The following is a 21,579-nucleotide window of genomic DNA, read 5'->3' on the forward strand; positions in this document are numbered from 1 at the left end:
GAGAATTGACCGTAGGAGAGGATGGAACCGAGATGTCAGAAGCTGACACAGCCCCTGTGGGAGCGGGCTTGCTCGCGAAATGCGCAGTGTCAGTCAGCACATGTGTGACTGATGCACCGTATTCGCGAGCAAGCCCGCTCCCACAGGGGATAGTGGTGGTTAAAGGGTTAGCGTCAGGCGTTTTACCAAAGCCCCCGGCAGCAGGTTGGAGGCGGTGTTGCGCTGGCTGTAAGTGCTGGCCGACAGCAGCAGTTCCCGTTCAGCGGTCAGGGCTTCCAACTGCGTGCCGAGCAGGTGGTAGACGCTGTCATCAAAGCGCATGGTGCTGACCGGCGCCTTGATCTCGCCGTCTTCCACCCAAAAGGTGGCGAAACGGGTCATGCCGGTCAGGCGTGCCGCCGGAAGGTCCGAATAGTTCAGGTACCACAGGTTGCTGATGTACAACCCGGTACCCAACTGCTTGAGGATATCGGCCTGGGCCAGGCTGCCGGCGGCCATCTGCAAGGCGCTGGGCGATTCATCACTGCTCGCGCCGTTGGTGCTCAAGCCGTATTCGGCAGCGCTGCGCGAATTGATCAATTGGCCATCGGCTTTCCCCGCCTTGATCAGTGTGACGTCGCCGCGTGGATAACCCTCGGTGGAAAATGCCTGGCTCAGGGAGCCGCTGATCTGTTCAGTCAGCGTCACCAGCGGGCTCAGGGACTGTTCGCCGGCATACAGCTTTTGCAGCGAGCTGCCCTTGCTGGCGATCGCCTGGGCGGAAAACCCGCCCCAGGTGATGATGCTGATGATTTCTTCAATCGCCGCCGGGGCGAGGTAGGCGCGGTAGTGTCCGGGCGCCAGTGTGTGCAGTGGGCGGCCGAGGAACTCAAGCTGTTCGCGGGCCTGCTGGAAGCGCGCGGCAAATTCGGCGCTGTCCCAGGTGTGTCCGGCGTAGCTGGCTTTCACCGCTTCGCCATTGGCGTGGAACAGGCTGAAATCGAAATTGAAGCTATTGGCCTGGTGCCAGCCGAAGGCGCCCGACGAACTGGCAAAGCCTCGGGTGATGGGGCCGGCTGCATAGAAACCGACCAGGTCGACGCCGTGGGCGGCCGCCTTGATGTCTTCCAGTACCTGCGCCAGTTCCGGCAACGGCCGGGTTTGTTCGTTGCTGTTTTGCCAGGCGTTGTGGTTCAGCAGCAGGTACGGATCCTGCGGCAGCAACGGCAGGGTTTCACGCAACTGTTGCAGGCCATCGGCCAAGCGTTGGCGGTCCAGTTCCAGCTCGCCGGCCAGGGTGATGCCGAGGTCCGCGTGGCGGCCGTCGTTGATCAGTTTCAAGCTGAGGCTGGCCTGTTGCACCTGGCCGGCCTGGCGTACCTTGGCGTGGTTGAAGCGCACGAACTCGGACGCTTCATCCGCATACCCGAGGTGGAATTGTTCGCTGTCGGTGATGGCGTGCTTGAGCCAGTCCACCAATGCCTTGAAGGTGTTCATCAGGCGTCTCCCCCAAATACGTCGACATCACTGAATACACAGGCGGGCGACGCATGGCCGACGCGGATCACCTGGTTGGGTTCGCCTTTGCCACAGTTCGGCGTGCCCAGCACCTTGAAGGTACTGGCGTCACCGACCGCGCTGAGGTTGCGCCAGAAATTCGCGGAAATAGCCCGGTAGTTGGGGTTTTTCACCACGCCTTTCAGCTCACCGTTCTCGATCAGTTGGCCCCATTCACAGCCGAACTGGAATTTATTGCGCGCATCGTCGATGGACCATGAACGGTTGGTCGACATCAAGATGCCGTTTTCGATGCCACCGATCAGTTGCGCAAGGCGCTTGTCGCCCGCTTCGATGTTCAGGTTGGCCATGCGGTCGATGGGGGCGCGGTTCCAACTGCTGGCCCGGCTGTTCGCCACGCCGCTCATGCCCGAACGGTATTGCGACAGCGCACCGCCCAGCGGTTTGAGCAGCAGCCCTTCGCGGATCAGGAACTGCTTGCTGGCGGGAGTGCCGTCGTCGTCATGGCTGTAGCTGGCGAGTTGTTCGGGGATGTCCGGGTCGAACGTCACGTTGAGCAACTTGGAGCCATATTGCAGGTGACCGAAGTCGCTGGCCTTCACAAAACTGGTGCCGGCGTAATTGCGCTCGTCACCCAGGATGCGATCCAGCTCCAGTGGGTGACCGATGGACTCATGGATCTGCAGGATCATCTGGTCGGGCATCAGCAACAGGTCACGCGGGCCGTTGGGGGTGTTGGGTGCAAGCAGCAATTGCACGGCTTCGTCGGCGATGCGTGGCGCGGCTCCGACCAGGCCGAAGCGGCTGATCACATCAAACCCGCCTTGCTGGCCGAAATTGCTGCCGCCGAGGGTGCGGCTCTGGCTGTCGTTGCCGTCGTAGGCGGTGACATTGACGCCGGGGAATACAAAGCGCTGGGCCTGGCGCAGTTCGGCGCCGGCGTTGTTGAGGTAGATTTGCTCGACGTGGGTCAGGCCGAGGCTGACTTCCCAGCTCACCAGGCGCTCGTCCTTGGGCACCGCGGCGGATTCGTCACCCAGCAATTGGTAGCAGTCGCTCAGGGACGGGAAGGGCTGGTTGAGTTCGGGGGACAGATAGTCCGCCACATCGCTGGAGACGTGCTGGTCACGCAGGTCGAGTAGCGCGTGGGGCTTGATCAACCGGGCTTGCTGTTCGGCACGCTCAAGGGCGGCTTGCAGGCCAGGCAGGGAAATGTCGTTGGTCGCTGCGTAGGCTTCCACACCGTTGAGGCGCACGGTGAGCATGGCGCCCTCGTCGTGGTTCAGGTGCGGTGGTTCGGCGACGTTTTTGCGCACGGCCAGGTATTGGCCGGATTCGCGTACGTAGCGCAGGGAGAAGAATTCGGCGCGAGTGCGCAGGGCACTGAAATGCTGTTTGAGTGTGGCGTGGTGGTCGAACATGGGGCCTTCCTTGTGGGCGGCTCGGCGCGGGCAGGCAAACAGAGTAGCCGATCAAGGAGAGGTTTTGCAGTGAATGGTTAGGCCCCTTCACGAGCAAGCCCGCTCCCACATTTTGACCGTGTGAACCCGATCAAAGGTGGGAGCGGGCTTGCTTGTGAAGGCAGCACCGCGGTGTATCAGTTACTGCGCCAGCGGGCCCACTTCACGCATCGGCTTGCCACGCACCGGCGCATCGCCGGCCACGTAGTAGTCGGCGGTGCTGCGCGGCAGTGGCTGGCGGCCACGGATCTTGTCGGCGATTTTCTCGGCGATCATGATCGTCGGTGCGTTCAGGTTACCGGTGGTGATGATCGGCATGATCGACGCATCCACAACGCGCAGACCCTGCATGCCATGCACGCGGCCTTCGCCGTCCACTACCGCCATCTCGTCGGTGCCCATCTTGCACGAGCAGGACGGGTGGAACGCGGTTTCAGCGTGTTCGCGGATGAACTTGTCGAGCTGTTCATCGGTTTGCACGTCAATACCTGGGCTGATTTCGCGGCCACGGTAGGGGTCCAGTGCCGGCTGCTGCATGATTTCACGGGTCAGGCGGATGCCGTCGCGGAATTCCTGCCAGTCCTGTTCGGTGGCCATGTAGTTGAAGAGGATGCTCGGGTAGTCCCGTGGGTTCTTCGACTTCAGCTGGATGCGGCCACGGCTCGGCGAACGCATGGAGCCCATGTGCGCCTGGAAACCGTGCTCTTTCACACCGTTGCTGCCGTTGTAGTTAATCGCTACCGGCAGGAAGTGGTACTGGATGTTCGGCCACTCGAATTCTTCACGGGTGCGGATGAAACCGCCCGCTTCGAACTGGTTGCTGGCGCCGATGCCGGTGCCGTTGAACAGCCACTCGGCGCCGATGGCCGGCTGGTTGTACCAGAGCAGCGACGGGTACAGCGACACGGGTTGGGTGCACGCGTATTGCAGGTACAGCTCAAGGTGGTCCTGCAGGTTTTCGCCGACGCCTGGCAGGTCATGGACCACCGGGATGTCGAGGCTTTCCAGCAGTTTGGCCGGGCCGACACCGGAGCGTTGCAGCAATTGCGGCGAAGCGATTGCGCCGCTGCACACCAGTACTTCTTTACGGGCGCGGGCTTCAACGCGTTCTTCGGCGGCGCCGATCAGGTAACGCACGCCGACGGCACGCTTGCCTTCGAACAACACTTTGTCGGTGAGGGCGTGGGTGACGATGGTCAGTGTCGAACGCTTCTTGGCCGTGTCCAGGTAACCGCGCGCGGTGCTGGCACGACGGCCGTTTGGCGTGACGGTACGGTCCATCGGGCCGAAGCCTTCCTGCTGGTAGCCGTTCAAGTCTTCGGTGCGTGGGTACCCGGCCTGTACGCCGGCTTCAACCATGGCGTGGAACAGTGGGTTGTTGCCGGCTTTCGGCGTGGTCACGCTGACCGGGCCATCGCCGCCGTGCCAGTCGTTCGGGCCGATGTCCCGAGTTTCAGCTTTTCTGAAATAGGGCAGGCAGTCCAGGTACGTCCAGTTTTCCAGGCCTGGCAATTTCGCCCAGTTGTCGTAGTCCATGGCGTTGCCACGGATGTAGCACATGCCGTTGATCAAGGAAGAGCCACCCAGGCCCTTGCCGCGACCGCATTCCATGCGACGGCCGTCCATGTGTGGCTCTGGATCGGTCTCGTAGGCCCAGTTGTAGCGGCGGCCTTGCAGCGGGAACGCCAGGGCGGCTGGCATCTGGGTACGGAAGTCTAAGCGGTAGTCGGGGCCGCCGGCTTCCAGCAGCAGGACGGTGACGCCTTCGTCTTCGGTCAGACGGGTCGCCAGGGTGTTACCGGCGGAGCCGGCACCCACAATGATGTAGTCGTATTCTTGGGACATTGGATGCACCCTCTTTGAAGTCTAGTCAGGTCGGGCCTCATCGGGGGCAAGCCCCCTCCCACCTTTGACTGTATTTACACATCTGAACTTGTGAACACAGTCAGTGTGGGAGGGGGCTTGCCCCCGATGGCGGCCTTATAGGCAATACAAGGCTCGGTTCTTAGAACACCGAGGCGTAGTCGCCCAGTTCAACCTGTACCGATTTGATGCGGGTGAAGTTGTTCAGCGAGCTGATACCGTTCTCACGACCCACACCGGATTGCTTGTAGCCACCCACCGGCATCTTCGCGTCGGATTCGCCCCAGGCGTTGATCCAGCAGATACCCGCTTCCAACTGATGAATCACGCGGTGGGCGCGGTTCAGGTCTTTGGTCACCAGGCCGGCGGCCAAGCCGAAGTCGGTGTCGTTGGCGCGGCGGATCACTTCTTCTTCGGTTTCGTAGGTGAGGATACTCATCACTGGGCCGAAGATTTCTTCACGGACGATGGTCATTTCGTCAGTGCAGTCGGTGAACACGGTCGGGGCCACGAAAGCGCCTTTGGCGAATTCGCCGTCGGTCAGACGGTCGCCGCCGCACAGCACGCGTGCGCCTTCTTCCTTACCTTTGGCGATGTAGCCCAGCACGCTTTCCATGTGGGCGAAGCTGACCAGCGGGCCGAAGTTGGTGTTGTCGTCTTGCGGGTTGCCGACGCGGATGCGTGCAACGCGCTCAACGATCTTGGCTTCGAACGCCGCTTGCAGGTGCTTGGGCACGAACACGCGAGTGCCGTTGGTGCAGACCTGGCCGGAGCTGTAGAAGTTGGCCATCATCGCGATGTCGGCGGCACGATCCAGGTCGGCATCTTCGAACACGATCAGCGGCGACTTGCCGCCCAGTTCCATGGTCACTTCCTTGAGCGACGAGCTCGAAGCGCTGGCCATGACTTTCTTGCCGGTGTCGGTGCCGCCGGTGAACGAGACTTTTTCGATGCGCGGGTGCTCGGTCAACCAGGTGCCGACTTCACGGCCGCTGCCGGTCAGGACGTTGAACACGCCAGCCGGAACACCGGCTTCGGTGTAGATCTCGGCCAGTTTCAGGGTGGTCAGCGAAGTGACTTCGCTAGGTTTGAAGATCATCGCGTTACCCGCGGCCAGGGCCGGTGCGGATTTCCACAGGGCGATCTGGATCGGGTAGTTCCACGCGCCGATACCGGCGACCACGCCCAGCGGCTCGCGGCGGGTGTAGACGAAGGAAGTGTCGCGCAGTGGGATCTGCTCGCCTTCGATGGCCGGCACCAGGCCTGCGTAGTATTCGAGCACGTCAGCGCCGGTAACGATGTCGACGTACTTGGTTTCGGAGAAGGCTTTACCGGTGTCCAGGGTTTCCAGGGCGGCCAACTCGTCGTTGCGCTCGCGCAGGATGTCGACGGCACGACGCAGGATGCGCGAACGCTCCATGGCGGTCATCGCAGCCCAGATTTTCTGGCCTTTTTCGGCGCTGACCACGGCACGTTCAACGTCTTCTTTCGTTGCGCGTTGCACTTGGGCGAGAACTTCACCGTTAGCCGGGTTGATGGCTTCGAAGGTGGCATCGCTGCCAGCGTCGGTGTAGCCGCCGTCAATGTAGAGTTTTTGCAGGTCGAAACGGGCCATAAAGTCCTCGCAAGTGCATAAGTGGTTGGCGTTAACCGCCGAAAAGTGGGCCATAAGGGTCTGGCAACACTGATCAACAGCCGTTCAGGGGTTGAGCGGTTATAGATGCTCTAACTCACCTGCTTGGCCAATTGGAAATCCATGTATTCGTAAGCGATCCGTTGCGCCTGCTCCGTGTCGAAAGCGTCTCCCGACAGGGCGCCGCGCAACCACAAACCGTCGATCAGGGCCGCCAGGCCTCTGGCTGCTTTGCGTGCGTGCGGCAGCGGCAGCACTCGGCGGAACTGGCAGCACAGGTTGGAATACAGACGTTGATCGTTGATCCGCTGCAACCTGTGCAATGACGGGTGATGCATGCTGGTGGCCCAGAAGGCCAGCCAGGTTTTCATTGCCGGGCCATTGACCTGGCTGGCGTCGAAGTTGCCCTCGATGATCACCCGAAGGTGCGCCCGTGGGCTGTCGTCCTTCAGCGCAAGCCTGCGTTCGTGGACGTTCTCGATCAGCACATTCATCAAGTACCGCATCGTTGCGGCGATCAGGCCGTTCTTGTCCTGAAAGTAGTGACTGATGATGCCGTTCGAGACGCCGGCCAAACGGGCGATCAGCGCAATGCTGGCATCTCCCATTCCGACCTGATCGATCGCCGTCAGTGTGGCTTCGATCAACTGCTGGCGGCGTATGGGTTGCATACCGACCTTGGGCATGTAGCACCTCTCCTTAGGCCTGCCGATGGACGATCCACGTCCGTCGGCTTGAGGGCCAGTCTATTTTGTTTTGATTGAACGTTCAATCAACAAAGAATAAGATCTGCGACAAATGGTCGCTGCCTACAGATATTTCCTACTTGTGAGCCGCGACATCTGACACCTGTAAAAAACCTTGAAACAGGCCGTATCAGGGCCTGGGCGTCGCTTCGGCGAGGCTCAAGAATTTTAGGGGTGTCTTTATAACACCCGTCCGTCGACTGCCGAAAAATCGATGTCCCGGGATAACCGTTGCCTTGTGTTTCTCTCTCGCACTGCCCGGAGCATCTGCGCCATGAGTTCTGCCTCTCTTATAAAGACCCCGCCGGAAAAGGTGCGGGTCAACGGTTGGGTGTTCTACACCTCCACCGCGTTGATTCTGTTGTTGACTGCCATCCTGATCATCGCCCCGCAGGAGGCCGGGCGCATGCTCGGCGTAGCACAGGCGTGGCTGTCGAAAAGCTTTGGCTGGTACTACATGGTGGTCATCGCCGCCTACCTGGTGTTCGTGGTGGGTCTGGCGTTTTCGTCCTACGGCAAGTTGAAACTGGGGAGCAAGGACGACACCCCGGACTTCAGCTACGGCGCCTGGGCCGGCATGTTGTTCTCGTCGGGCATCGGCATTTCGCTGTTGTACTTCGGTGCTTCCGAGCCGCTGGACCACTACTTCAACCCGCCCGAAGGCGCAGCCGCCAGCAATGGCGCCGCACGCCAGGCGCTGCAACTGACGTTCCTGCATTGGGGCCTGCACGGCTGGGCGATCTATGCCTTGGTCGGCCTGGCCGTGGCGTACTTCGCGTATCGCCATAACCAGCCGCTGGCCTTGCGTTCGGCGCTGTACCCACTGGTGGGCGAGCGTTGGGTGAAAGGCGCGGCCGGCCACGCGGTGGACGGCTTCGGCATGTTCGTGACCCTGCTGGGCCTGGTGACGAACCTGGGGATTGGTTCGATGCAGGTGTCGTCCGGGTTGGAAAACCTGTTCGGCATGGAGCACAGCAACACCAACCTGTTGATCGTGATCATCGTGATGAGCACCGTGGCGACCATCGCCGCCGTGTCGGGTGTTGAGAACGGCATTCGGCGCCTGTCCAACCTCAACATCGTGTTGTTCAGCGGCCTGTTGATTTTCGTACTGTTGTTCGGCCCGACCCTGCACTTGCTCAACGGTCTGGTGCAAAACACCGGTGACTACCTCAACGGCATCATCCTGAAAACCTTCGACCTCTACGTGTACGAAGGCGACGCCGACAAGACCGAACGCTGGATGGGCCTGTGGACACTGTTCTACTGGGCCTGGTGGATTTCCTGGGCGCCATTCGTGGGCATGTTCATCGCGCGTATTTCCCGTGGTCGCACGGTGCGTGAACTGGTGGCCGGCGTGCTGCTGATCCCGTTGGGCTTCACCTTGGCGTGGCTGTCGATCTTCGGTAATTCGGCATTGGACCTGGTGCTGAACCAGGGTGCGGTGGCGTTGGGCAAGACTGCGTTGGAACAGCCTTCCATGGCCATCTACCAACTGCTTGAGCATTACCCGGCGTCGAAAATCGTGATCGGCGTGTCGATCTTCGTGGGCTTCGTGCTGTTCCTGACCCCGGCGGATTCCGGCGCCGTGATGATGGCCAACCTTTCCTGCAAAGGCGGCAACGTGGATGAAGATGCGCCGCACTGGCTGCGGATCTTCTGGTCGGCGGTGATCACCCTGGTGACCATCGGCTTGCTGTTCGCGGGCAACTTCGAAGCCATGCAGACCATGGTGGTGCTGGCGGGGCTGCCATTCTCGGTAGTGTTGATCTTCTTTATGTTCGGCTTGCACAAAGCCATGCGCCAGGATGTGGCCATCGAACAGGAGCAGGCGCAATTGGCCGAGCGGGGTCGTCGTGGTTTCAGCGAGCGCTTGACCGCGCTGGACCTGCAACCGAGCCAAGGCACCGTGCAACGCTTCATGGACAAGCACGTGACGCCAGCGCTGGAAGAAGCGGCGACGGCGTTGCGTGAACAGGGGCTGGAAGTGCAGACCCTGCTGGGTAAATCCAAGCGCTGCATCGGTGTGCGCATCGAGATGGCAGAGGGCAACCCGTTTGTCTACGAAGTGAGCCTGGATGCTTACTCGTCGGCACCGAGCGACCTTCCCGAGGAAGAGCGCACGCGTTACTACCGCGCGGAGGTCTACCTGCACAATGGACCTCAGGAATACGACCTGATGGGCTTCACCCAGGAGCAGATCACCCGGGACGTGCTCGATCAGTTTGAAAGCCATCGGCAGCTCCTTGGCCGTGTCTATAGCTGATAGTTGAAAACGGGTGGTGTCCTCACTGACACCACTGGGTCCAAATGTGTAAACAGAACTAAATGTGGGAGGGGGCTTGCCCCCGATAGCAGTGTGTCAGTCAGTACTTCTGTTACTGATACACCGCAATCGGGGGCAAGCCCCCTCCCACATTGACCCAGTTTCTACATTGAGATGTGCAGTGTTTGTCAGCCCAGGTTCTTGCCCAGCAGGGCATGGTAAAGCTCACTGTCCCCCAGAATCCCCACTACCTGGTTGTTGTCATGCAGCACCAGCTTGTTTCCGGTGTGATAACGAATCTGCAACGCATCACGCATGCCGATATTCGAGTCCACCAGCGTCGGCACCCGGCCCAGACCTTCCACCGCTTGCCCCGGTACCCAGTTCTGCAGGTTCATCACCGCGCCATTCTGGCGAGCGCCCTTGATGGTGTTGCCCTCGGCCAGGTCCAGCCACGAGTCGCCGCCCGGGTCCAGGCAGACTGAACCGTTGACGCGCTTGCAGTTGTCCAGGGTGCGCATCAGGCTGCGGCCGCACAACACGTTCAGTGGGTTGGTATGCGCGACGAAGGTACGCACATAGTCATCCGCCGGGTTCAGGACGATCTCTTCCGGCACGCTGTACTGGATGATCTTGCCGTCTTTCATGATCGCGATACGGCTACCCAATTTGAGTGCTTCGTCGAGGTCGTGGCTCACGAACACGATGGTCTTGCTCAGCTTGCGTTGCAGTTCCAGCAACTCGTCCTGCAGGCCCTGGCGGATCAGCGGGTCGAGGGCGGAGAAGGGTTCGTCCATCAGCAGGATATCGGCGTCCATCGCCAGCGCACGGGCCAGGCCGACGCGCTGCTGCATGCCGCCGGAGAGTTCGTCCGGCTTCTTGTTACGCCATTGGGTCAGGCCCACCAGCTCAAGTTTTTCATCCACCAGCTTGCGTCGGTCTTTCTCCGGGCGGCCCTGCATTTCCAGGCCGAAGCTGATGTTTTCGCGCACCGTCAGCCAAGGCATCAGGGCGAACTTCTGGAACACCATGGCGATGCGCTTGGTGCGCATCATTTTCAGCTCGGCGGGTGTGCAGGAGGCGATGTCGATCTGGCGACCTTCATGCTCGACGAACAGCTGGCCACGGCTCACGGTGTTGAGGCCGTTGATGCAGCGCAACAGACTGGATTTGCCGGAGCCCGACAGGCCCATCAACACACAGATCTCGCCTTTCTCGATGTCCAGGCTGGCTTTTTCCACGCCAACAATCTGCCCGGTTTTTTTCAGGATCTCGTTACGGCTCATGCCTTGGTCCAGCAGCTTGAGCGCTTCGCGTGGGTCTTTGGAGAAGATCACGTCGACTTTGTCGAATCGGATAATGCTCATGCATCACCCCCTACTTTAGCGTCGGGTTGTTTGCAGATGCGGTCGAGCATGATGGCCAGCAGCACGATCGCCAGGCCCGCTTCAAAGCCCAGGGCGATATCGGCGGTGTTCAGTGCGTTGACCACGGGTTTGCCGAGGCCATCGGCGCCCACCAGGGCAGCGATCACCACCATCGACAACGACAGCATGATGCATTGGGTAATGCCGGCGGCAATGCTCGGCATGGCGTGGGGCAGTTCAATGCGCGAGAGCAACTGACGGCGCGAGCAGCCAAAGGCCTTGCCGGCGTCCATCAACTCTTGGGGTACATCACGGATACCCAGGTAGGTCAGGCGGATCGGCGCGGCAATCGCGAACACCACCGTAGAAATCAGCCCAGGCACCACACCCAGCCCGAAGAGGGTCAGGGTTGGGATGAGGTAGACGAAGGTCGGCACGGTCTGCATCAGATCGAGTACCGGCCGCATCATGGTGTAAAACATCGGTTTATGCGCGGCAACAATGCCCAGCGGCACACCGATGACCACGCAGACCAGGGTGGCGAAGAGCACTTGCGCCAGGGTCTCCATGGTTTCCTGCCAGTACCCCAGGTTCAGGATCAGCAGGAAGGAGGCGATGACAAAAACAGTCAGTCCCCATTTACGTTGGATAAAGTGAGCCAGCAGCGCAATCAGACCGATCAATGCCAGCGGATTGAACCAGGTCAGCGCGAACGTCACGCCGTGGATCATCGTTTCCAGTGTCGATGCGATTGCGTCGAAGTAGTTGGCGCCGTGTTGGGTCAACCATTCGACGAAGGCAGCGATGTACTGGCCTAGTGGGATTTTCTGTTCAGTCAGCATGGTAGTGAATGTCCACATGCGAAGAGGGAAAACATCCCGGGACAGCGCACCGCCCCGGGGATAGCGGATTACTTGGCGAGGTAGGCTTTAACGGCGTCGAGTCCTGGTTTGCCATCTATGGTGGTGACACCGGCAAGCCAGGTGTCGAGGACTTGCGGGTTCTTCTTCAGCCAGGCTTTCGCCGCGGCGTCGGGTTTCATCTTGTCGTCCAAGACATTACCCATCAGGGTGCTTTCCATGTTCAGGGTGAACACTAGGTTTTTCAGCAACTGGCCCACGTTGCTGCATTCCTCGGTGTAGCCCTTGCGGGTATTGGTGTAGATGGTGGCCTGGCCGTAGTTGGGGCCGAACGAATCGTCACCCCCGGTCAGGTACTTCATCTTGAAACGGGTGTTCATCGGGTGCGGTTCCCAGCCGAGGAACACGATGGCCTGGTCGCGTTTGGTGGCGCGTTCGACCTGGGAGAGCATGCCTGCTTCGCTGGACTCGACGACTTTGAACCCTGCGGTTTTCAGGCCGAAGGCGTCTTTGTCGATCAGCGTCTGGATGGTGCGGTTGCCGTCGTTACCCGGCTCGATGCCGTAGATCTTGCCGCCCAGTTCATCCTTGAATTTGGCGATATCGGCGAAGTCCTTGAGGCCTTTGTTGTACAGCGCTTCCGGGACGGCCAGGGTGTACTTGGCGTTCTCCAGGTTGGCGCGCACGGTTTCCACGGTGCCGGCATCACGGTACTGCTTGATGTCGTTTTCCATGGTCGGCATCCAGTTGCCGAGGAAGACGTCCATGTTCTTGCCGTCGGCCAGCGACTTGTAGGTCACTGGTACCGAAATCATCGTGGTGCGCGGCTTGTAGCCCAGGCCCTTGAGGATCTCGCTGGTAGTCGCGGTGGTGACGGTGATGTCGGTCCAGCCGACATCGGAGAAGTTGACGGTCTGACATTGTGCCGGTTCTGCGGCGTGCGCCATGACTGGCAGACTCAGCATGGCGGCCAACAACAACGAGGGTGAACCTTTCATCTGGGTAGACTCCTGTGTTTTTTCTGGCGGCATTCGCCGCGCTTTATAAGTGTTGCGGTTGGTGCGTGCGACAACAGCTCTGGCACGGTGCCTTGCAAACGAGTCGAGACTGATCATGTACCAGTGAAAATCTGACGCCTACAGGGGGCGTCGTATCCAGTACAGGGATGGTCGTATCCAGTGTCGGTGACGTCGCTTACAGATTTTTCCACAGGCAAAACTGCAGTTTTTGCCCATCTGCACCGTTAAAAACGGCCAAAACAGGCGATCGCACGGGAGCGACGCTGGTGAGCATGAGTGCGTCGGTGTGAGACGCCGTGACGGCAAGTAAAAGCTTGATGATGCCGCCATCTGGGCGATCTGAGCGTAGCAGCTCCTTGGTGTCCGGCCTGTTCACCTGCGGAGTCCCACGTTAATGGCTATCAGTGTTTTCGACCTGTTCAAGATCGGCATCGGGCCTTCTAGTTCTCACACCGTCGGCCCCATGCGCGCCGCGGCGTTGTTCGTTCAGGCTTTGCGTGAACGTGAACTGTTGGAACAAGTGCGGCGCGTCGAAGTTCAGCTCTACGGCTCATTGTCGGCCACCGGCATTGGTCACGGGAGCGACACCGCGACCATCATGGGCCTGATGGGCGAATGGCCAGATGCGATCGACCCATCGCAAATCGGCCTGCGCATCCACACCCTGCGCGAGACCGATACGCTGCTGCTGGACGGCCGTTTGCCGGTGCCCTTCGTATGGGCGCGGGACATGCGTCTGCTCGACGAAAACCTACCGTTCCACCCCAATGCGATGACCCTGGTGGTGACGGGCGATCACGGTGAGCTGCACCGTGACACCTACTATTCGGTGGGCGGCGGCTTTGTGGTGGATGAAGCCCAGGCGCAGAGCGGCGTGGCCGATATGGACCGCACCGAGCTGCCGTATGATTTTTCCAGCGCAGTCGAGCTGTTGCAGCTGTGCAAGACTCACAACCTGCGTGTCGCCGAGTTGATGCTGGCCAACGAGAAAACCTGGCGCTCCGAGGAAGAAATCCGCAGCGGACTGATGAAGCTCTGGCGCGCCATGCAGGATTGCGTGGAGCAGGGGCTCAAGCACGAAGGCATCCTGCCCGGCGGCCTGAACGTGCGCCGGCGTGCCGCCAAGTTGCACCGCAGCCTGCAGGAATTGAACAAGCCCAATGTGATCGGCTCGACGTTGAGCGCGATGGAATGGGTCAACCTGTTCGCCCTGGCGGTGAACGAGGAAAACGCCGCCGGTGGGCGCATGGTGACGGCCCCTACCAACGGCGCGGCGGGGATCATCCCGGCGGTGTTGCACTACTTCATGAAATTCAGCGAGGAAGTCACCGAAGCCAACGTGGTCGACTACCTGCTTGGTGCGGCGGCGGTAGGCATCCTGTGCAAGAAAAACGCCTCGATCTCGGGTGCCGAAGTCGGCTGCCAAGGGGAGGTAGGCTCGGCCTGCGCCATGGCCGCCGCCGGCTTGGCCGAGATTCTTGGCGCCACGCCGGAACAACTGTGCAACGCCGCTGAAATCGGCCTGGAACATAACCTGGGCCTCACTTGCGACCCGGTGGGCGGGCTGGTGCAAGTACCGTGCATCGAGCGCAATGCAATTGCGGCGGTGAAGGCAATCAACGCAGCGCAAATGGCGCTGCGGGGCGACGGCCAGCACTTTATCTCCCTGGACCGAGTGATCCGCACCATGCGCGATACCGGGGCGGATATGCATGACAAATACAAAGAGACATCGCGGGGCGGGTTGGCGGTGAGTGCTGTGGAGTGTTGAGCCAGTGACGCCGCTATCGCAGGCAAGCCAGCTCCCACATTTGGAATACATTCCCCTGTGGGAGCCGGGCTTGCCCGCGATAGCGGCAGTTCAAGCAACACTGCTCATAAAGTGAACACCGGATCCAAAAGCGCCACCTTTTAGCGCGTCGCAAACAGATAAGTAGCTACCGAACGATTTCCCGCCCGACCCGCTGTCACCCGTGCTTTGGGTGACAGACTTCTCCCACGCCCGCAAAGCGCCTTCCCACAAGTGCTACCGATCTGCTCATCCCCTGTGGATAGGCTCATTCCTACGGCTGATTTCGGCTATATCCGTACGTGCGGCGCGGGCTTATCTAGACACGTCATCAGGTCGTTTTTAGGAGTTATTGGACGGCCATTCAATTTTAGGCATGGCATTTGCTCTATCAATTCAAAGCCTCTCTCCTCGCTGGATGTAGAGCGCAATAACAAGAGCCTCGCCTGAGGCCATCACCCGCTTTTGTGTGAGGAGATACTGCGATGACGTCGTTCAACTCCGGGGCCCAACCCCAGAACCGTGCGCCTCAATCCATCGGCTTTTTGCTGCTGGACAATTTCACGCTGATTTCCCTGGCGTCCGCAGTCGAACCGCTGCGCATGGCCAATCAGCTCTCCGGCCGCGAGCTGTATCGCTGGACGACCTTGAGCGTCGACGGAAACCAGGTGTGGGCCAGCGACGGTCTGCAAATCACCCCCGATGCTTCCATGCACAAAGCCCCGGCCCTGGACACGGTGATCGTGTGCGGCGGCGTGGGCATCCAGCGCACCGTTACCCGTGAACATGTGTCGTGGCTGCAAAGCCAGGCACGCCAGTCCCGTCGCCTCGGCGCGGTGTGCACCGGCAGCTGGGCCCTGGCCTGCGCCGGTTTGCTTGATGGATTTGATTGCAGCGTGCACTGGGAATGCCTGGCCTCGATGCAGGAAGCTTTCCCCCGCGTGGCCATGAGCACACGCCTGTTCACCCTCGACCGCAACCGCTTCACCAGCTCCGGCGGCACCGCGCCGCTGGACATGATGCTGCACCTGATCAGCCGCGACCACGGCCGTGAACTCTCGGCCGCCATCTCCGAAATGTTCGTCTACGAGCGTATTCGCAACGAACAGGATCACCAGCGTGTGCCGCTCAAGCACATGCTCGGCACCAACCAGCCGAAGCTGCAGGAAATCGTCGCGCTGATGGAGGCCAATCTGGAAGAGCCGATCGACCTGGACGAACTGGCGGTGTACGTCGCGGTGTCTCGTCGCCAGCTGGAGCGCCTGTTCCAGAAATACCTGCACTGTTCGCCATCGCGCTACTACCTCAAGCTGCGCTTGATCCGCGCACGGCAGTTGCTCAAGCAGACGCCGATGTCGATCATCGAAGTGGCGTCGGTGTGCGGGTTCGTGTCTACGCCGCACTTCTCCAAGTGCTACCGCGAATACTTTGGCATTCCGCCACGGGATGAGCGCGTAGGTTCCAACACCACCCAGCAGGTGGCGATGATGCCGATCCCGCAGGCGCTGGTATTGTCACCGTTGTCGGGACCGATGTCGGCGTTGAGCCAGGCCAGGAACGAGTCGACTTTTGCCAGCGTAAGGCTCTAGGCCGAGTCGCCTGCGTTCGCGAGCAAGCCCGCTCCCACAGGTGACCGAGTTCCACCTTTGAAATGCGGTCGAATGTGGGAGCGGGCGTGCTCGCGAATGCGGACTATCAGGCGCCCGAGTTCTGCTTGAACTGCACCAAGGCCGGCAGCAACTGCTTATCGATCGCCTGCCGCACCGCCGGCAAGATCGTCGCGCTGCCGGTGTACATCTGCTCAACCATCCCCTTGAGCGCCTTGGCCCGAGCCTCGCTCAAACCACGCACCGCACACTCGCAGGCCTGCTCGGCGGTGGCGCCGCTGGATACTTCGAAACCCAGTGAGCGCAGTTGGCCCAGCAGGTCATCCTGGTCAATCAAATCTGCGTGCATCATGACGTTTATCCTGGTGAAGGGAGCGGGGTTAGACCTGGATTCTGGTTGCCGTCCAAAGGGTCGGCAAGGGCAGATTGCACGAATGCCTCAGATGGCTATGAGCAGGTCGTTTTCGGGCCATTTACCCACCGTATTAATGGGCACACTGAACTCAAGCACTCAGCTTGAAGGTTTGGTCACCCTCAGGATGTAACGCTCACACAAGGCACTCTGCCCCGATCCAGTCACGGCTGGATCGGGGCTTTTTTTAGCCCGGGATTTGTGGCGTGAGTACCGGCCTCATCGCAGGCACGCCAGCTCCCACATTTGGAGTGCATTTCCCTGTGGGAGCTGGCTTGCCTGCGATGGCAGCACCGCGGTCTAGCGCTGCAACACCCGGATGCGCGACAGTAATTCATCGCGGTCGATGTAGCAGCCCTGGAAATGCCGTGCCCCGGAGGCGGGATCGAACGCATTGCGCGCATGCAGGGTGCGACGGTTGTCGAAGCACCACAATTCGCCCGGGTTCAGGCGCTTGACCAGCCGAAAACGATCCTCCCGCGTCATCGCAATAAACCGCCGATACGCCCGATACAGCAGCGGCATCTGCGCCACGCTGGTCTCGAAGGGCCCGCGTAGAAAGTTGGCCATGCGAATCTCCGCCACGTCGCCCAAGGCATCCAGTGCAATGATCGGCGCCAGGCGGCGATAATCGCTGTGACGGTCCTTGTTGCGAAACTCCACCGGGATTTCACACAGCGCCCTGAACGCTTCGGGATCTTCCGTGCGCAGGGCGTTGGCGATGGCAAACCCGTCGACAAAAATGCTTTCGCCGCCGTTGGCATCGTTCACCAGGCAATGCAGGAATTGCAGGCCCGGTTGCAGCTCTCGTGTGGGCAAATCACTGTGCAAGGGCAGGTTGAAAGCGGTGTAGGCATTGCTGTCGGCATCGGCCTTGGATTGCACATTGAACAGCACGCCGAAGTTGCTCTCGCGGATGAAGGAAATGCGCTTGGCCACCAGCGCCAGGGAGTCGCGCTCGGTGGGGACGCCTCGGACTTGCGTCAGGCCAGAATCGCGCAGCGCCAGCAACCATTGCAGCAGCGCGCTCGGGTCTTCCATGACGGCCGAATACTCAAAGACCGGTAGCTGGAACCGACTGTCCCACAGCCGCGATTTGGGCGTTGCCGCACGGCGTTCGGCACGGGATTCATCGTCGTAGGCATGCGCCCGCAGCCAACCCGGATCGTACTGACTGCGGTGGCCGCCGCTCCATTCCAGGCTCAGGTTGCCTTGATCAATACGGGCCGAGGCCGGCCTGAGATGGGCGTCCACATCCACAATCTCCAGCACTTGCTCGCGCGTCACGCTGTATACGCATTGGGAGCAAGGGCAGTTGTCTCGCAGCCATTGATGATGAAACGGACTGACCCGTCCATCGGCCCACTGCACAAAGATCTGATCCTCCAGCACCCGTACGTCCGCGATGTCGCAGATCTTCGGGTAAGTACGGAAATCGGCGACAGCGGCGGCGGTTTGCATGGTGGCTCCTAAGGGTATCTTCAGTGGCTATTTTTTCAGCGGTAGTCCAATCACTCGGCCAAGCAGGGCGGGGCGCGGCAGGTCAGCCTGCTCCGCGCTGATAGCCGTGAGTTTTTCCAGTGTGGACTCGGTGAACGGCGCCGAATGTGGACCGGCCAGATCAACGTGCAACAACATCTGCTCGTTGCCCGCCAGTTCCTTTTCATCCCCAACCAGGTGCAGGCTGTGATAGAGGTGCAGGCGCTTGGCGTCGTGGGCGATGAGTTGGGTATGCACCTCCACGTCGGCACCCAGCTTCACTTCGTGCAGGTAGTTGAGGTGCAACTCCAGGGTGAACAGTGAGTGGCCGCTGGCTTCGCGGTTTTCACTGTCCAGCCCCAGGGTGTCCATCAGCGCGTCGGTGGCGTAGCTGAAGATCAGCAGATAGAACGCGTCGCGCAGATGGCCGTTGTAGTCCACCCAGTCGGGGTGGACCTGGGTGGTGTAGGTGGTCAGTGCGGGCATGTCAGGATTTTCCCTTATTCGGCGAAGGTCATGCCGTGCTTGGCTTTGGTGGTTTTCACCGCCTCCAGCACCGCCAGCAGGCAGTCATCACGATAGCGCTCCAGCGCCGAAATGCTGTGTTTGCCCAGTTGATCGCTGGTGCCGTCGACCACATCGTCGATCAGCTTGTCGGTCAACTCCGGCGCTGGCAGGTAGGTCCACGGCAATTGCAGCGCCGGGCCGAATTGCGCCATGAAGTGGCGCATGCCTGCGTCGCCGCCTGCCAGGGTGTAGGTCAGGAAAGTGCCCATGAACGACCAGCGCAGGCCCGCGCCAAAGCGGATGGCGTCGTCAATTTCGCCGGTGGTGGCGACGCCGTCATTGACCAGGTGCAGGGCCTCACGCCAGAGGGCTTCGAGCAGGCGATCGGCGATAAAGCCCGGGACTTCCTTGCGCACATGCAGTGGGCGCATGCCGAGGGATTCGTACACCTTGATCGCCGCTTGAACGGCCTCCGGCGCAGTGTTCTTGCCGCCGACCACTTCCACCAGCGGCAGCAGGTAAACCGGGTTGAACGGATGGCCGACCACGCACCGCTCAGGATGGGTCGAGCCCTCGTAGAACTCGCTTGGCAACAGGCCGGACGTGCTCGACCCAATCAACGCATTCGGCTTGGCGGCGGCGCTGATCTTGCTGTGCAGGTCGAGTTTCAGTTCCAGGCGTTCCGGGGCGCTTTCCTGGATGAAGTCAGCGTCTTTCACACACTCTTCAATGGTGGCGACAAAGCGCAAGCGGTCCTGGGATGCACCCGGCGCCAGGCCTTGTTTTTCCAAGGCGCCCCAGGCGTTGGCAACACGTTTGCGCAGCGCGGCTTCGGCACCGGGCGCCGGGTCCCAGGCGATCACATCCAGGCCATGGGCCAGGGCGCGGGACACCCAGCCGCTGCCGATAACACCGCTGCCGAGGGCTGCGAAGGTTTTGATTTCAGTGATAAAGCGCATGGCAAGTTCCTAAAGAGTTCGGTGATCACCGGTGGGAGCTGGCTTGCCTGCGATAGCGGTGTGTCAGTTGGTGCATTTGGTGGCTGACGTACCGCAATCGCGGGCAAGCCCGGCTCCCACAGGGTTGTGGGGTGTTTGGAAGTCAGCCGCGTTTGGTCAGGCCCATCTTCACGCGGCCCTCGGCCGGGGTCATGACCCGTGCGCCCAGGCGGCTGAGAATTTCACTTGCCCGCTCCACCAACTGGCCGTTGGTGGCGAGCACGCCTTTGTCCAGCCACAGGTTGTCTTCCAGACCGACCCGCACGTTGCCGCCCAGCAGCACCGCTTGCGCCGCCATTGGCATTTGCATGCGACCGATGCCGAAGCCGGCCCACACGGCGTCGGCGGGCAGGTTGTCGACCATGGCTTTCATGGTGGTGGTGTCGGCCGGCGCGCCCCATGGGATGCCCAGGCACAGTTGGAACAGTGGGTCGTCCAGCAGGCCTTCCTTGATCATCTGCTTGGCGAACCACAGGTGACCGGTGTCGAAGATTTCCAGCTCGGCTTTCACGCCCAGTTCCTGGATGCGCTTGGCGCCGGCCCGCAGTTGTGCCGGGGTAGAAACGTAAATGGTGTCGCCGTCGCCAAAGTTCAGGGTGCCGCAGTCCAGCGTGCAGATTTCCGGCAGCAGCTCTTCGACGTGGGCCAGTCGAGTCAAGGGGCCGACCAGGTCAGTGTTGGGGCCGAACGCCATCGGGTTCTCGCCGCCGCCGATCTCCAGGTCGCCGCCCATGCCGGCGGTGAGGTTGACGATGATGTCGATGTCGGCCTCACGGATGCGCTCCATCACCTCGCGGTACAGGGCGACGTCGCGGCTGAACTTGCCGGTTTCAGGGTCACGCACATGGCAGTGCACAACCGTGGCGCCTGCCTTGGCGGCTTCCACCGCGGCGGCGGCGATTTGTTTGGGGGTGACCGGCACGTGTGGGCTTCGGCTGGTCGTGTCGCCAGCACCGGTGAGTGCGCAGGTGATGATGACGTCGTGGTTCATGAGGCGGTTCCTTACAGGCATAGTGGTGCCGTTCGCGGTCGAAAGTGGCCGCGAAACGGTGATTGAAATGGGCTTACTTGCTGGTCAATTTCAGGTTGGCCGCTGCCGGCTTGCCGTCGAAGGTGGTCACCCCTTCCAGCCAGCGCGCCTGGTCTTGCGGGTGATCCTTGAGCCACTGCTTGGCAGACTCGATGGCGTCCTTGTGATCCAGCAGTGGCTGCATCATCCGGCTCTCGTCGGCGGCGGTGAAGGTGAGATTGGTCAGCAGTTTGTGCACGTTGGGGCACTGCTCGGCGTAGTTCGGCGCGGTGACGCTCCACACGGTAGCCATGCCTTCGTTCGGGCCGAGGGCGTCGTCGCTGCCGGTGAGGTAGGTCATGGCGACGTTGACGTTCATCGGGTGCGGCGCCCAGCCGAAGAACACCACGGCTTCCTTGCGGCGGACCGCACGGTCGACGGCGGCGAGCATGCCGGCTTCACTGGACTCCACCAGTTGGAACTTGCCCAGGCCGAACTGGTTCTTGGCGATCATTGCCTTGATCTGGGTGTTGGCGCCTGAGCCTGGCTCGATGCCGTAAATCTTGCCGCCCAGTTCTTTCTCGAACTTGGCGATGTCGGCGAAGGTTTTCAGGCCCTTGTCTGCCAGATAAGTCGGCACGGCGAGGGTGGCGCGGGCGTCTTCCAGGCTGGGTTTGTCGAGGACCTTGACTTGCTTGGCGTCGACGAACGGTGTGATGGTCTGGGTCATCAGCGGGTTCCAGTAACCCAGGAACAAGTCCAGGCGCTGGTCGCGGATGCCAGCGAAGATGATTTGCTGGGAGGCGCTGGTCTGTTTGGTCTTGTAGCCGAGGCCGTCGAGCAACACTTGGGTCATGGCGCTGGTGGCGATTACGTCGGTCCAGTTCACCACGCCCATGCGCACGTTCTGGCAGGATGCCGCGTCGGCAGCCAGTACGTTCGTGCTCAAGATGGCGCTGGCGCTGAGTGCAAGCACACAGCGGCTGATCAGTCGGTTCATGGTGGATCCCTCGGCAGGTCGTTATTGTGGGGGCCGGCGTCTTTATGCGCCGTGAGGCTGATGTTGC

At 60.9% G+C, this 21,579-nt stretch carries 18 protein-coding genes; 3 read left to right on the forward strand and 15 right to left on the reverse strand.

Features of this window, described 5'->3' with window-relative positions; translation table 11 throughout:
- Positions 1 to 159: 159 nt before the first annotated feature.
- From AC4PS7_RS21780 to betI, 5 genes are all read right to left on the reverse strand, one after another.
- Positions 160 to 1,476 (reverse strand): TldD/PmbA family protein, encoded by a 1,317-nt coding sequence (locus AC4PS7_RS21780; protein ID WP_492179742.1) that lies wholly within the window; start codon positions 1,474 to 1,476, stop codon positions 160 to 162.
- Positions 1,476 to 2,918, reverse strand: coding sequence for a TldD/PmbA family protein (locus AC4PS7_RS21785; protein WP_042571442.1), 1,443 nt, complete (start codon positions 2,916 to 2,918; stop codon positions 1,476 to 1,478). Before AC4PS7_RS21785 ends, AC4PS7_RS21780 begins: the two co-directional genes overlap by 1 nt.
- Positions 2,919 to 3,098: 180 nt before the next feature.
- On the reverse strand, positions 3,099 to 4,802 hold the full coding sequence (gene betA / locus AC4PS7_RS21790) for a choline dehydrogenase (RefSeq protein WP_010207131.1): 1,704 nt from the start codon (positions 4,800 to 4,802) through the stop codon (positions 3,099 to 3,101).
- A gap of 160 nt (positions 4,803 to 4,962) precedes the next feature.
- On the reverse strand, positions 4,963 to 6,435 hold the full coding sequence (gene betB / locus AC4PS7_RS21795) for a betaine-aldehyde dehydrogenase (protein ID WP_010207130.1): 1,473 nt from the start codon (positions 6,433 to 6,435) through the stop codon (positions 4,963 to 4,965).
- Between the two features lie 110 nt (positions 6,436 to 6,545).
- On the reverse strand, positions 6,546 to 7,139 hold the full coding sequence (betI, locus tag AC4PS7_RS21800; RefSeq protein ID WP_010207128.1) for a transcriptional regulator BetI: 594 nt from the start codon (positions 7,137 to 7,139) through the stop codon (positions 6,546 to 6,548).
- A gap of 391 nt (positions 7,140 to 7,530) precedes the next feature.
- On the opposite strand from betI, the gene AC4PS7_RS21805 reads away from it, so the two are divergent.
- A complete protein-coding gene (locus AC4PS7_RS21805; protein WP_226994565.1) occupies positions 7,531 to 9,465 on the forward strand; it encodes a BCCT family transporter in 1,935 nt (644 codons plus the stop codon).
- Positions 9,466 to 9,653: 188 nt separating this feature from the next.
- On the opposite strand, the gene choV is transcribed toward AC4PS7_RS21805, so the two are convergent.
- From choV to AC4PS7_RS21825, 4 genes are all read right to left on the reverse strand, one after another.
- A complete protein-coding gene (choV, locus tag AC4PS7_RS21810; protein ID WP_010207126.1) occupies positions 9,654 to 10,832 on the reverse strand; it encodes a choline ABC transporter ATP-binding protein in 1,179 nt (392 codons plus the stop codon).
- Positions 10,829 to 11,674, reverse strand: a complete 846-nt coding sequence (choW, locus tag AC4PS7_RS21815) for a choline ABC transporter permease subunit (protein ID WP_010207125.1) — start codon at positions 11,672 to 11,674, stop codon at positions 10,829 to 10,831. The genes choV and choW overlap by 4 nt, the downstream gene beginning before the upstream one ends.
- Positions 11,675 to 11,742: 68 nt before the next feature.
- Positions 11,743 to 12,690, reverse strand: a complete 948-nt coding sequence (locus AC4PS7_RS21820) for a choline ABC transporter substrate-binding protein (RefSeq protein ID WP_010207122.1) — start codon at positions 12,688 to 12,690, stop codon at positions 11,743 to 11,745.
- Between the two features lie 196 nt (positions 12,691 to 12,886).
- Positions 12,887 to 13,087 carry a hypothetical protein gene (locus AC4PS7_RS21825; RefSeq protein WP_146136234.1) on the reverse strand — a complete coding sequence of 67 codons (201 nt, stop codon included), beginning with the start codon at positions 13,085 to 13,087 and terminating at the stop codon, positions 12,887 to 12,889.
- Between the two features lie 18 nt (positions 13,088 to 13,105).
- Between AC4PS7_RS21825 and AC4PS7_RS21830 the strand changes: the two genes are divergently transcribed.
- Positions 13,106 to 14,482, forward strand: coding sequence for an L-serine ammonia-lyase (locus tag AC4PS7_RS21830; protein ID WP_021491298.1), 1,377 nt, complete (start codon positions 13,106 to 13,108; stop codon positions 14,480 to 14,482).
- Between the two features lie 503 nt (positions 14,483 to 14,985).
- Positions 14,986 to 16,089, forward strand: a complete 1,104-nt coding sequence (gene gbdR / locus AC4PS7_RS21835; RefSeq protein ID WP_005792167.1) for a choline metabolism transcriptional regulator GbdR — start codon at positions 14,986 to 14,988, stop codon at positions 16,087 to 16,089.
- A gap of 106 nt (positions 16,090 to 16,195) precedes the next feature.
- On the opposite strand, the gene AC4PS7_RS21840 is transcribed toward gbdR, so the two are convergent.
- The 6 genes from AC4PS7_RS21840 to AC4PS7_RS21865 form a co-directional block, all read right to left on the reverse strand.
- Positions 16,196 to 16,459 carry a hypothetical protein gene (locus AC4PS7_RS21840; protein ID WP_010207120.1) on the reverse strand — a complete coding sequence of 88 codons (264 nt, stop codon included), beginning with the start codon at positions 16,457 to 16,459 and terminating at the stop codon, positions 16,196 to 16,198.
- A 360-nt stretch (positions 16,460 to 16,819) separates the two neighbouring features.
- Positions 16,820 to 17,980 (reverse strand): gamma-butyrobetaine dioxygenase, encoded by a 1,161-nt coding sequence (locus AC4PS7_RS21845; RefSeq protein WP_010207118.1) that lies wholly within the window; start codon positions 17,978 to 17,980, stop codon positions 16,820 to 16,822.
- A gap of 27 nt (positions 17,981 to 18,007) precedes the next feature.
- Entirely contained in the window at positions 18,008 to 18,484 is a 477-nt protein-coding gene (locus tag AC4PS7_RS21850; RefSeq protein ID WP_010207115.1) for a thioesterase family protein, read from the reverse strand.
- Between the two features lie 14 nt (positions 18,485 to 18,498).
- A complete protein-coding gene (locus tag AC4PS7_RS21855) occupies positions 18,499 to 19,464 on the reverse strand; it encodes an L-carnitine dehydrogenase (RefSeq protein ID WP_044287998.1) in 966 nt (321 codons plus the stop codon).
- Between the two features lie 142 nt (positions 19,465 to 19,606).
- Positions 19,607 to 20,494 carry a 3-dehydrocarnitine:acetyl-CoA trimethylamine transferase CdhC gene (gene cdhC / locus AC4PS7_RS21860; protein ID WP_010207113.1) on the reverse strand — a complete coding sequence of 296 codons (888 nt, stop codon included), beginning with the start codon at positions 20,492 to 20,494 and terminating at the stop codon, positions 19,607 to 19,609.
- Positions 20,495 to 20,567: 73 nt separating this feature from the next.
- On the reverse strand, positions 20,568 to 21,512 hold the full coding sequence (locus AC4PS7_RS21865; RefSeq protein WP_010207112.1) for a choline ABC transporter substrate-binding protein: 945 nt from the start codon (positions 21,510 to 21,512) through the stop codon (positions 20,568 to 20,570).
- Positions 21,513 to 21,579: the final 67 nt, after the last annotated feature.

The organism is Pseudomonas sp. DW-iso3 (assembly GCF_058725305.1).